Origin of the sequence: Arthrobacter bussei (assembly GCF_009377195.2) — a bacterium.
Taxonomy (GTDB): domain Bacteria; phylum Actinomycetota; class Actinomycetes; order Actinomycetales; family Micrococcaceae; genus Arthrobacter_D; species Arthrobacter_D bussei.
This window is the reverse complement of the sequence record NZ_VJXX01000005.1, coordinates 148708-159995: the sequence shown is the minus strand read 5'-3', so window position 1 is coordinate 159995 and position 11288 is coordinate 148708. Positions and strand designations below refer to the sequence as shown.

At 69.9% G+C, this 11288-nt stretch carries 10 protein-coding genes; 4 read left to right on the top strand and 6 right to left on the bottom strand.

Translation table 11 applies throughout. The features are described from left to right. Positions 1-1626, bottom strand: coding sequence for a carboxyl transferase domain-containing protein (locus FNH21_RS13985; protein WP_152816687.1), 1626 nt, complete (start codon positions 1624-1626; stop codon positions 1-3). Positions 1627-1742: 116 nt separating this feature from the next. On the opposite strand from FNH21_RS13985, the gene FNH21_RS13980 reads away from it, so the two are divergent. Both FNH21_RS13980 and FNH21_RS13975 read left to right on the top strand, forming a co-directional pair. Beyond that, complete coding sequence (locus tag FNH21_RS13980) at positions 1743-2354, top strand: TetR/AcrR family transcriptional regulator (protein ID WP_152816686.1); 612 nt, start codon at positions 1743-1745, stop codon at positions 2352-2354. A gap of 132 nt (positions 2355-2486) precedes the next feature. Next, complete coding sequence (locus FNH21_RS13975; protein ID WP_191931993.1) at positions 2487-2954, top strand: GNAT family N-acetyltransferase; 468 nt, start codon at positions 2487-2489, stop codon at positions 2952-2954. Positions 2955-3065: 111 nt separating this feature from the next. Here FNH21_RS13975 and FNH21_RS13970 read toward each other — a convergent pair whose 3' ends face one another. Genes FNH21_RS13970 through pdhA form a run of 3 tightly spaced genes read right to left on the bottom strand, consistent with a single transcriptional unit; the run spans position 3066 to position 6861 of the window. Then, positions 3066-4640: a 2-oxo acid dehydrogenase subunit E2 gene (locus tag FNH21_RS13970; protein WP_191931992.1), complete on the bottom strand. Its 1575-nt coding sequence runs from the start codon at positions 4638-4640 to the stop codon at positions 3066-3068. Further along, a complete protein-coding gene (locus tag FNH21_RS13965; RefSeq protein WP_152816685.1) occupies positions 4637-5659 on the bottom strand; it encodes an alpha-ketoacid dehydrogenase subunit beta in 1023 nt (340 codons plus the stop codon). Before FNH21_RS13965 ends, FNH21_RS13970 begins: the two co-directional genes overlap by 4 nt. Continuing rightward, positions 5659-6861 carry a pyruvate dehydrogenase (acetyl-transferring) E1 component subunit alpha gene (pdhA, locus tag FNH21_RS13960; RefSeq protein ID WP_241743265.1) on the bottom strand — a complete coding sequence of 401 codons (1203 nt, stop codon included), beginning with the start codon at positions 6859-6861 and terminating at the stop codon, positions 5659-5661. Before pdhA ends, FNH21_RS13965 begins: the two co-directional genes overlap by 1 nt. Before the next feature lie 186 nt (positions 6862-7047). Here pdhA and FNH21_RS13955 point away from each other — a divergent pair, with 186 nt between their 5' ends. Beyond that, positions 7048-7524, top strand: a complete 477-nt coding sequence (locus FNH21_RS13955; RefSeq protein ID WP_152816684.1) for an Lrp/AsnC family transcriptional regulator — start codon at positions 7048-7050, stop codon at positions 7522-7524. Between the two features lie 330 nt (positions 7525-7854). Here the strand turns inward: FNH21_RS13955 and FNH21_RS13950 are convergent, their stop codons facing one another. Together FNH21_RS13950 and FNH21_RS13945 are read right to left on the bottom strand one after the other, a co-directional pair. Next, positions 7855-9492, bottom strand: a complete 1638-nt coding sequence (locus FNH21_RS13950) for a solute symporter family protein (protein ID WP_152816683.1) — start codon at positions 9490-9492, stop codon at positions 7855-7857. Beyond that, on the bottom strand, positions 9489-9872 hold the full coding sequence (locus tag FNH21_RS13945) for a DUF485 domain-containing protein (protein ID WP_055772633.1): 384 nt from the start codon (positions 9870-9872) through the stop codon (positions 9489-9491). Before FNH21_RS13945 ends, FNH21_RS13950 begins: the two co-directional genes overlap by 4 nt. Positions 9873-10090: 218 nt before the next feature. On the opposite strand from FNH21_RS13945, the gene FNH21_RS13940 reads away from it, so the two are divergent. After that, entirely contained in the window at positions 10091-11278 is a 1188-nt protein-coding gene (locus FNH21_RS13940) for a sensor histidine kinase (RefSeq protein ID WP_152816682.1), read from the top strand. Positions 11279-11288: the final 10 nt, after the last annotated feature.

The window sequence follows — 11288 nt, the reverse complement described above, 5'->3', positions numbered from 1 at the left end:
TCACATCCGGAAGAGGCCGAAGGAGGTGTCGGGCAGGGGTGCATCAGCGCACACGTCCAGGGCCAGCCCGAGGACGGTCCGGGTATCGGCGGGGTCGATCACGCCGTCGTCCCACAGGCGCGCGGTGGAGTAGTAGGGGTTGCCCTGCGCCTCGTACTGGTCGCGGATCGGCGCACGGAAGGCCTCCTCCGCCGCCGTGGACCACTCCTCGCCCCGGCCCTCGAGCTGGTCGCGCTTGACCGTCGCGAGGACCGACGAGGCCTGGTTGCCGCCCATCACGGAGATCCGGCTCGCGGGCCACATCCACAGGAACCGCGGCGAGTAGGCCCGGCCGCACATCGAGTAGTTCCCCGCGCCGAAGGATCCGCCGATCACGACGGTCAGCTTGGGGACGCGGCACGTGGCGACCGCCGTCACCATCTTGGCGCCGTTCTTCGCGATGCCCCCCGCCTCGTAGTCCTTGCCGACCATGAAACCCGAGAGGTTCTGCAGGAACACGAGCGGGATGCCCCGCTGGTCGCAGAGTTCGATGAAGTGCGCGCCCTTCAGCGCCGACTCGCTGAACAGCACGCCGTTGTTGGCGACGATGCCGACCCGGTGCCCGTGGATCGTCGCGAAGCCCGTGACCAGCGTGGTGCCGTACTCGCGCTTGAACTCGTGGAAGAGCGAGCCGTCGACGATCCGCGCGATCACCTCCCGCGCGTCGTAGGCGGCGTTCACGTCGGTGGGCACGGCGCCGTAGAGCTCGTCGGGGGCGACGGCAGGCTCGGCGGGCTCCGGGGCTTGCGTCCTCGCCACCTCCGGCACGCCCGCGCGCGGGGCCGGCGGCAGGGTGGCGATGATGTCGCGGACGATCTCGAGGGCGTGCTGGTCGTTCTCGGCGAGGTGGTCGGTGACGCCGGAGACGCGGGAGTGGACGTCGCCGCCCCCGAGCTCCTCGGCCGTGACCACCTCGCCGATCGCGGCCTTCACGAGGGGCGGTCCGCCGAGGAAGATGGTGCCCTGGTTGCGGACGATCACGGTCTCGTCGCTCATCGCCGGCACATAGGCGCCACCGGCGGTGCAACTGCCCATGACGGCGGCGATCTGCGGGATCTTGCGGGCGGACATGGAGGCCTGGTTGTAGAAGATACGGCCGAAGTGGTCCCGGTCCGGGAACACCTCGTCCTGCCGCGGGAGGAACGCGCCGCCGGAGTCGACGAGATACACGCACGGCAGGTTGTTCTCGAGGGCGATCTCCTGCGCACGCAGGTGCTTCTTCACCGTCATCGGGTAGTAGGTGCCGCCCTTGACGGTGGCGTCGTTGGAGATGACCAGGACGTGGCGCCCGTGCACCAGGCCGATGCCCGCGATCACCCCGGCACCCGGGCACTCGTCGTCGTACATGCCGTTCGCCGCGAGGGGCACGATCTCGAGGAAGGGGCTGCCGTCGTCGAGCAGCTGGTCGATGCGCTCGCGCGGGAGCAGCTTGCCGCGGGCCACGTGCCGCTCACGGGAGCGCTCGGGGCCGCCGAGGGCTGCGGTGGCGAGGCGGGAGCGGAGATCGGTGACGAGCTCCCGCTGCGCGGCAGCGTTGGCCGCGAAGACCGGTGAGAGCGGGTCGACCTTCGACGTCAGTGTCTCCATCGACTACTTCCTCGCGCAGTGTTCAGTTAGCATTCGCTAACCGGGATCAGGTTAGTGGTCATTAACCTGAATGTCCATCAGAATGAGGGGAAGACCCCCGGGATGATGAGGAATGCATGGAGGCACTGCCCACCGAGGACCGCGTGACCGGCCGGAGCATCGCCAAGGCCACCCGACGCGCAGCCCTGCTCGACGCAGCGGCGCAGCTGTTCGCGGAACGCGGCTACAACGGCGTGTCCATCGAGGACCTCGGCGCCGCCGCGGGCGTCAGCGGTCCGGCCGTCTACCGGCATTTCACCGGCAAGCCCTCCGTGCTCTCGTCCCTGCTCACCGGGGTGAGCGAGGACCTCCTCGAGGGAGGCAGGGCCGTCGCCGACTCCGCCCCCTCGCAAGAGGAGGCGCTGCGGGGACTGATCCGTTTCCAGGTCGAGTTCGCCCTCAGGCACGCGGACGTGATCCGGGTCCAGGACCGTGACCTCGGCTCGCTGGCCCACGACGACGAACGCGCCGTGCGGTCGCTCCAGCGCAGCTACGTCCAGGTCTGGGTGGACGAGCTCGCCGCGTACCGGCCCGACTCCGAGCGGTCGCTGCTGCGCCGCCGGGTCCATGCCGTGTTCGGACTCATCAACTCGACCCCCCACACGGCGCACGGCACGGGGACGGGCCGCGAACTCGGCGCCCTGCGCGACCTGCTGCAGGACATGGCGTGGGCCGCGCTGACCGTCTGAGCTCCGGGCCGGACACCGGGCCCGGGCAGCGCAGCTGCGCCCAGCGGCCGGCCCGGCCGCCTAGTACGCTGAACCACGAGAAGTCCCGGTCGCGCGGAGCGGCCGGGGTCGCCCACAACTGAAAGTACCGCCGTGATCACGCTACGTCCCGTGGAAGCCACCGACCTCGACGAGTTCTTCTCGCACCAGCTGGACCCCAGCGCCAACCACATGGCGGCCTTCGGCGCGAAGAACCCGTCCGATCGCGGCGTCTTCGACCACCACTGGCAGGACATCCTGAACGACTCGAGGATCACGGTGCGGACCATCCTGTCCGACGGCGAGGTGGTGGGCAGCATCCTCGCCTACAACGACGGCGACGCCCCGGAGATCAGCTACTGGATCGACCGGTCACGCTGGGGTCAGGGCATCACCACGGCCGCCGTCGGGCAGTTCCTGAACGAGGTGACCGAGCGGCCGATCCGCGCCCGAGCCGTCGCGGACAACGTGAGCTCCATCCGCATCCTGGAGCGGTGGGGGTTCCAGCAGGTCGGCGAGGCACAGGGCTTCGCACCCGCGCGCGGCGCCGTGGTCCGGGAACTCATCCTCGAACTGGTCTGACCGCCGCCTCCGACCGCGAGGCACCCGCCCTGACACATCCGACAGGACGGGGCAACCGGTCGGACCGCCCGACACGTCCGAGCGGGACGTCCTGGAGTCCCGGACCTCCTGCTACACCATGGTCAGGACCATCGCCGGGTTCCGGAGGATGGTGCCGACGTCGGCCAGGAAGCGCGAGCCCTGCTCACCGTCCACCAACCGGTGGTCGAAGGACAGGCTGAGCGTCATGACGGACCGCAGGGCCACCGCGCCCTGGTACTCCCAGGGCATGCTGCGCACTGCGCCCATCGCGAGGATCGCCGCCTCCCCCGGGTTCAGGATCGGCGTCCCCGCATCGATCCCGAACACACCGATGTTGGTGATCGAGAGGGTGCCGCCCGCAAGATCCGCCGGTGGGGTCCGGCCCGCACGGGCCGTCTCGGTCAGGCCGTTGAGCGCGCGGGCGAGCTCGACCAGGGCAAGCCCCTGGGCGCCCTTGATGTTCGGCACGAGCAGGCCACGCGGCGTCGCCGCGGCGATGCCGAGGTTCACGCCGGAGTACTGCACGATCTCCTGGGCCGCCTCGTCCCACGACGAGTTCAGGGTGGGGTTGCGTGCCACCGCGATGCACACGGCTTTCGCCACCAGGGTCAGTGGCGTCACCTTCGTGCCCTCGAACGCCCTGGAACCCTTGAGCTCCGCCAGCAGCTCCATGGTCGGCGTGACGTCGATGGTCAGGAACTCCGTCACGTGCGGCGCGGTGAAAGCACTGGCCACCATGGCCGCCGCGGTGTGCTTCCGCATCCCCTTGATGGGTGTGCGGATCTCCCCCGTCGCTGCCGCCGATCGCTCGTCCCGCGCCGGCTCGGGGGAACCGACGGATGCAGTGCTCGCGTCGAGCACTGCCGCGTCGAGCACTGCCGCGTCGAGCACTGCTGCGTCGGGCCCGGCTGCGCCGGCAAGCGCGGCCAGCACGTCCGCCCGGGTGATGAGTGCTCCCGGACCGGTTCCCGCGAGGTCCTCGAGCGCTATCCCGAGGTCCCGTGCGAGCTTCCGCACGGGCGGTGTGGACCGCGGCCGCTCGTCGGCGTGTGCGACGACCGTCTGCGACGACGCCTCGGATAGGCCGTCGTGCACGGCCGGGAGCGGCCGTCCGGGCGCGAGGGCGGCAGTGGGAACCGGCGTCCGTTTCGGCGCAGCGGTCGGAGTCCGGGTCTGCGCCGGGGCCTGCGCAGGGAGGACGGTCGCGGGGAGGACCGTCGCCTCGAGCGCCGGTACCTGCGGGCCTGGGGCACCCACGGCAGGAACGGTCGATCGGCTCCGCCGCTGCGGCCGTCCACCCTTCTCGACGGCGGCCCCGTACCCCACGAGGTTGGGTTCACGCCGGGCCGGGGCTTCGTCCTCGGGAACCGGACGGACGACGGCCTCGGGCTCACCGGCGATCCGGAACGAGACGATCGGCGATCCGACGTCCACCACGGTGCCCGCGGCCTCGTGCAGGCGGACGACGACGCCCGCGTACGGCGACGGCAGCTCGACGACGGCCTTGGCGGTCTCGACGTCCGCGATGATCTGGTTGAGTTCCACCGTGTCGCCCTCGGTGACGTGCCACTGCACGATCTCGGACTCGGTCAGCCCCTCCCCGAGGTCGGGTAGCCGGAACTCCCGGACGGTGGTCGGCGATGCGTCGGTCGCGGGTGCGCTCACAGTGCTGCCCCTTCGGTTTCGGGTCCGCTCAGGGAGTTCGGTCGGCGGAGCGCCCGGTCCACGCCGTCGAGGATCCGGTCGAGGTCCGGCAGGTGGTGGAACTCGAGCTTCGAGTAGGGGTAGGGGATGTCGAATCCGGTGACGCGGACGGGTGCGTGCTCGAGGTAGTCGAAGCAGCGCTCCGTGATGCTCGCGGCGATCTCCGCGCCGAGCCCGCCGGACTGCGCCGCCTCGTGCGTGACCACCAGGCGGCCGGTCTTGCGCACCGACGCCTCGACCGTCGCGAAGTCGATGGGCGCCAGGGACCGCAGGTCGATGACCTCGATGGAGACGCCGTCGTCGGACGCCGCGATGGCGGCGTCACGCGCGGTGGGCACGAGCGGGCCGTAGGTCACGAGGGTGACGTCGGTCCCGCGGGTCACCACGTGCGCCGCGCCCATGTCCGACGACGCCGGATCGACCGCCTCGTCCACCTCGCCCTTGACGTGGTAGCGCCGCTTGGGCTCGAAGTACAGGACGGGATCGTCCGACCGGATGGCCTGCTGGATCATCGTGTAGGCGTCCTGCGGGTTCGAGACGCTGATGACCCGCAGGCCGGAGGTGTGCGTGAAATAGGCCTCGGGCGACTCCGAGTGGTGCTCGGGCGAACCGATGCCACCCCCGAAGGGCACGCGGATGGTGATGGGCATCCTGACGGCGCCCTGCGTGCGGTAGTGCAGCTTCGCCACCTGGCAGACGATCTGGTCGAAGGCCGGGTAGATGAAGCCGTCGAACTGGATCTCCACGACCGGCCGGTACCCCCGGTAGGCCATCCCGACGGCGGTACCCATGATGGCCGCCTCGGCCAGCGGGCTGTCGAGGACCCGGTGGGCCCCGAAGTCCTTCTGCAGGCCGTCGGTGATGCGGAAGACACCGCCGAGCTTGCCGATGTCCTCCCCCATCAGGATCACCTTCGGGTCCTCGTCCATGGCACGGCGGAGGCCGGCGTTGATCGCGCGGCCGAAGGTCATGGTGGACATCAGCGGGTCCCTTCCTGGGGTGCCGGGGCGAAGGAGGCGAGGTAGCGCTCGTAGTGGTCCTGCTGGCGTTCCAGCCAGGAGTTCGGTTCGCTGTAGACGTGCCGGAAGACGTCCGAGGGCGCCGGTTCCGGCATGGACAGACACCCCTCGCGCAGTTCGGCGGCGACAGCGTCGGCCTTCGCCTTCACCGCGTCCGAGTAGTCCGCACCGAGCAGTCCGAGCGAGTCGAGCAGCGTGGCGATCCTGGCCAGCGGGTCGCGGGCCGCCCAGTCCTCGAGCTCGTTGGCGTCGCGGTAGCGGGTCGGATCATCGGCCGTCGTGTGCGGGCCCATGCGGTAGGTCACGGCCTCGATGAAGGTGGGGCCTCCGCCGGAACGGGCCCGCGCCAGCGCCTCGCGCGTGACGGCGAGGCACGCGAGGACGTCGTTGCCGTCCACCCGGACCGAGGGGATGCCGAACCCGGGCGCCCGACGGGCGATCGGCACGTGGGCCTGCAGTCCCACCGGTTCGGAGATGGCCCAGTGGTTGTTCTGGCAGAAGAAGATGACGGGCGCCTGGTAGCTGGCGGCGAACACCATGGCCTCGTTGACGTCGCCCTGGCTCGTGGCGCCGTCGCCGAAGTAGGTGACGGCCACGGAATCGGCGCCATCGTTGATGATGCCCATCGCGTAGCCGGTGGCATGCAGCGTCTGCGCACCGATGATGACCTGCGGGGTGGCCATGTTGATCGTGTAGGGGTCCCACCCCGAGGACGCGTTGCCCCTCCAGACGCGCAGGATGTCGGCGAGGTCCACGCCGCGGCAGTAGGCGACGGCGTTCTCGCGGTAGCTGGAGAACACGAAGTCGTCGGAGCGGAGCGCGCGCCCGGAGCCGATCTGCGCGGCCTCCTGGCCGAGGAGCGGCGGCCACAGCGCGAGTTCGCCCTGGCGCTGCAGGGCCGTGGCCTCGGCGTCGATACGCCGCACCACCACCATGTCCTCGTAGAGCTTCTGCAGGGCGGCGCCGTCGACGTCGGCGACGAGCGCGTCGTAGTGGCGGTTCGGGTGGCGCACGCCGTGGTGGTCGACCAGCCGGACGAGATCGTCCGCGCCCTCGCGGCCCGGTCCCGGATGAACCGTTCCGCCGGTACCCGACGGCGCCGTTCCCTGCGGGTAGGACCCGCTGTCGGATCCTGCTCCCGGCTGCGTGGAGTCCTCGGTCATTGCACGCTACCTCCGCGTTGACAGACAGACCCTCCCCCCCGCGATCAGCAGGTGGGAGGGCTCCGGGCGCCTTTACCCGGAGTGGTTGTGACCCTACTCACACGGCACAGGAGGCACAACCGATTCCTGATCGACTGAGCAGAGTGCACTATTCCGGGCGCAACCGCCGTGTTAGCGTTGCGCACTATGCAACCCCTCGACCTCACCGACACGCGCCTCCTGCAGGCCATGGCGAAGGACCCCCGGCGCACCGTCGTCGCCCTCGCCCAGAAGCTCGGGCTCTCGCGCAACACGGTGCAGGCGAGGATGGCGCAGCTCGAGAAGAAGTCCGTCTTCCTGTCCTTCGAGCGGCGTATCAACACGGTGTCGCTGGGCTACCCACTGACCGCCTTCATCCATGTGCACGTCCAGCAGCAGAAGCTGGCTGCCATCACGCGGAGCATCGCGGCCGTGCCCGAGGTGATCGAGGCCTTCGGCGTGACGGGCCAGGCGGACATCCTGGTGCGCGTGGTCGCCGTCGATGCCGAGGACCTCTTCCGCATCAACGGCAAGATCCTGGCCTGCGACGGCGTGGAGCGCTGCGACACGTCCCTGGCGATGGGCGAGCTCATCCCCTTCCGGGTGGAGCCCCTCCTCGCGCGCGGACCGCAGCCGGCATCCTGACCGGGATGCACCGGCGAGGGCGACGCCGGCGGCCACTGCCTCGTCGTCGACGGAGCCGACGCGGCCCCGGAGGTCGCAGCGGTGCCAGGCTCCCACTTCGACGGTCCCGAGCACTTCCGGACCTGGCTGCAGTGCCTCAGCGATGCGCTGCGGTGAGGAGAGACACGGGCCGACCACCGGCCTCCACGCCCATCGGCACCCCCTCGTGTCCTGCCTTGCCCCGCCTGGCCTGCCCGGCCCTGCCTGCCCGTCATAGCGCGGGATCACCGGACGGACGAGGCCGCCCCACCAGCGGGTGGGGCGGCCTCGTCGGATCTGAGCGTCGTGTGCCTAGTGGTCGGTGGCCTTCTCGGCTCCGACCCCGGTCAGCGAGCGGACCTCCATCTCCGCCTGCTTCATCGGGTCCTCCGTGGTGCGGGAGAGGACCGTCCCGAGCCAGCCGAGGAAGAAGGCAAGCGGGATCGAGACGATACCGGGATTGCTGAGCGGGAAGACGGAGAAGTCGGCGCCCTGGATCATCGACTTCTCGCCGCCGGAGACGACGGGCGAGAGGGCGATCAGCAGGATGGCCGAGCCGAGGCCGCCGTACATGCTCCAGATGGCGCCCTGGGTGTTGAACCGCTTCCAGAACAGCGAGTAGAGGATGGTCGGCAGGTTCGCGCTGGCTGCCACCGCGAAGGCGAGGGCCACGAGGAACGCCACGTTCTGACCCTGCGCCCCGATTCCACCCGCGATCGAGACCAGGCCGATCACGACCACCGTGCGGCGCGCCACCTTGACCTCGCCGTCCGGATCGACCCTGTCCTTGCGGATGACGCTGGCGTAGATGTCGTGCGCGAACGATGCCGCGGCGGTGATGGTGAGACCCGCGACCACAGCCAGGATCGTCGCGAAGGCGACGGCGGAGATGAGTCCGAGGAGGATCGACCCGCCGAGCTCGTACGCCAGCAGCGGTGCTGCCGAGTTCACCCCGCCCGGGGCACCGAGGATCCGCTCGGAGCCGATCAGCGCGCTGGCGCCGTAGCCCAGGATCAGCGTGAACAGGTAGAACGCGCCGATGAGCCAGATGGCCCAGACCACCGAGCGTCGGGCCTCCTTCGCCGTGGGGACGGTGTAGAAGCGCATGAGCACGTGCGGGAGCGCGGCGGTGCCGAGGACCAGCGCGAGCGCCAGGGACAGGAAGTCGAGCCGCGTGATCGACGTCAGCCCGTACTGCAGGCCGGGGCTCGTGATCGCCGCGTTGCCCGAGGTCTCGATCGCCGCACCCAGCAGGGTGGACAGGTTGAAGCCGTGCAGCGCGAGGACCCAGATGGTCATGATGAACGCGCCGGCGATCAGGAGGCAGGCCTTGATGATCTGCACCCAGGTGGTGCCCTTCATGCCGCCGATCAGCACGTACATGATCATGAGGACGCCCACGACCGTGATGACGATCGACTGCCCGAGGCGGTCGTTGATGCCGAGGAGCAGTGACACGAGCCCACCGGCACCGGCCATCTGGGCCAGCAGGTAGAAGAAGCAGACCGCGAGCGTGGTGATCGCCGCCGCGATGCGCACGGGACGCTGCTTGAGCCGGAAGGACAGGACGTCGGCCATCGTGAACTTGCCCGTGTTGCGGAGCAGTTCCGCGACGAGGAGCAGGGCCACCAGCCAGGCGACGAGGAAGCCGATCGAGTAGAGGAAGCCGTCGTACCCGTTGATGGCGATCGCTCCGACGATCCCGAGGAAGGACGCCGCCGAGAGGTAGTCACCGGCGATGGCGGTGCCGTTCTGGCCACCCGTGAACGAGCGTCCGGCGGCGTAGTAGTCGGCCGCGGTCTTGTTGTTGCGGCTCGCCCGGAGCACGATCACGAGCGTGATCGCGACGAAGAGGCCGAAGATGGCGATGTTGAGGACAGGCGAGCCGACGGTGGTGACCTCGGCGGTCTGCAGGGGGACGCGGATGCCCGCGGCGGTGATGATGCTCATTTCTTTCCACCTGACGGGTCGACGAATACCTCGGGGGCTGCTTCCTCGAGTTCATGCCGCAGGTTCGCGGCAATGGGGTCGAGGCGGCGGTTGGCGTAGCTCACGTACCACATGGTGATGGCGAACGTGCTGACGAACTGCAGCAGGCCCAGGATGATGCCCACGTTGATGTTGCCGAACACGGGCGTGGCCATGAACTCGTGGGCGTAGTCGGCCAGCAGCACGTAGGCGAAGTACCAGAGCAGGAAGAACACTGCCATGGGGAAGACGAAGCTGCGGTGGCGCTTGCGCAGTTCCTTGAACTGCTCGGTCTGCTGGACTTCGGTGAAGTCGACGGCAGCACCGGAACCGGCGTCCGGCTCTACTGGGTGCGAACCCATGGTTCCTCCTTCTCGGGCGCCCCACCGACCGCGACGGCGGCATCCTTGCCGCGCAGGGAGGCACGTCGGTGTGACACCCATCACTGTGGACGACGTCGTCGGGCCCCACCAGCGAACCGCGCGGACGCGTCGGTGAGTGAGCGGCGAGGTGCGGTGAACGGTTGCAGGGCGCGCCGAACGGTCGAGGCCGTCCGCACCACGGACGCTACTGTGGTGCCATGTTCAGCGCCGCCGTCGACACCGCCCTGGTGTGCGCGGTCGCCGTCATCACCCTCGCCGTCGTCGCCTCGCTCGGTTTCCGTCTCTCCCGCTCCTACCGTGATCTCGGTTCCGATGCCGACCGCGCCACCTACGCCACCCTCCACACCGCGGCGCTCGCCTCCGAGCACCTGCGCGAGGGGCTGACGGCGTCCGGCGCCTCGAAGGCGAGCCGGCACCTGCGCGGCCTCCTGCGCTGCGACGTCCTGATGATGAGCGACGACGCCGGCGTGCTGGCCTGGGACGGCGGCCGCGGGCCGGCCCCGGACGTCATGCCCCTCGTCCGGCAGGTCCTCGAGAGCGGGCGGACCCAGATCTTTCGGCGTCAGCGGCTCGACGCCGCGGGACTGACCGACCTCGGGGAGCTCGTCCTCTCCCCCGTGCGGGTCGACGACCGCGTGGTCGGCACCGTCGGGGCCTTCGCCGGGGACGTCAACGCCGGGCTCGTCCGGGCCACCAACGAGCTGGCCGGCTGGGTGTCCACGCAGGTGCAGCTCGCCGAGCTCGGCTCCTCCCGGCGGCTGCTCGCCGAGGCGGAGGTCCGTGCGCTGCGGGCGCAGATCAGCCCGCACTTCATCTACAACTCGCTCAACGCCATCGCGTCCTTCATCAATACCGACCCGCAGCGTGCCCGTGAACTGGTGGTCGAGTTCGCCGACTTCACGCGCTACTCCTTCCGCCGCCACGGCGACTTCACCACCGTGGCCGAGGAACTGCGGAGCATCGACCGCTACCTGCTGCTGGAACGAGCGCGGTTCGGCGACCGGCTCAAGGTGACCCTCGAGATCGGACCGGAGGTGCTGAGCACGGTCATCCCGTTCCTCAGCCTGCAGCCCCTCGTCGAGAACGCGGTGCGCCACGGGCTCGACTCCAAGGACGGCGTCGGGAACATCACCATCACGGCCCACGACGACGGGCCGTACGCGGAGGTCACCATCGAGGACGACGGTGTGGGGATCGATCCCGACCACCTGCGCTCCGTCCTCGCCGGCCACACCGAGGACGTCCACGTGGGGCTCCGCAACGTCGACTCACGGTTGCGCCAGGTGTACGGCGACGACCACGGACTGGTCATCGACACGGCCCCCGGCGCGGGCACCCTCATCACCCTGCGCGTGCCGAAGTCGCAGCCGGACCACCGGGCCTGAGGCGCGTAAC

Coding starts and splice junctions, on each gene's coding strand:
- pdhA (WP_241743265.1), bottom strand. CDS start 6,861: ATGACCGAGGACTCCACGCAGCCGGGAGCAGGATCCGACAGCGGGTCC.
- FNH21_RS13945 (WP_055772633.1), bottom strand. CDS start 9,872: ATGGGTTCGCACCCAGTAGAGCCGGACGCCGGTTCCGGTGCTGCCGTC.
- FNH21_RS13955 (WP_152816684.1), top strand. CDS start 7,048: ATGCAACCCCTCGACCTCACCGACACGCGCCTCCTGCAGGCCATGGCG.
- FNH21_RS13980 (WP_152816686.1), top strand. CDS start 1,743: ATGGAGGCACTGCCCACCGAGGACCGCGTGACCGGCCGGAGCATCGCC.
- FNH21_RS13940 (WP_152816682.1), top strand. CDS start 10,091: ATGTTCAGCGCCGCCGTCGACACCGCCCTGGTGTGCGCGGTCGCCGTC.
- FNH21_RS13950 (WP_152816683.1), bottom strand. CDS start 9,492: ATGAGCATCATCACCGCCGCGGGCATCCGCGTCCCCCTGCAGACCGCC.
- FNH21_RS13965 (WP_152816685.1), bottom strand. CDS start 5,659: ATGTCCACCATGACCTTCGGCCGCGCGATCAACGCCGGCCTCCGCCGT.
- FNH21_RS13985 (WP_152816687.1), bottom strand. CDS start 1,626: ATGGAGACACTGACGTCGAAGGTCGACCCGCTCTCACCGGTCTTCGCG.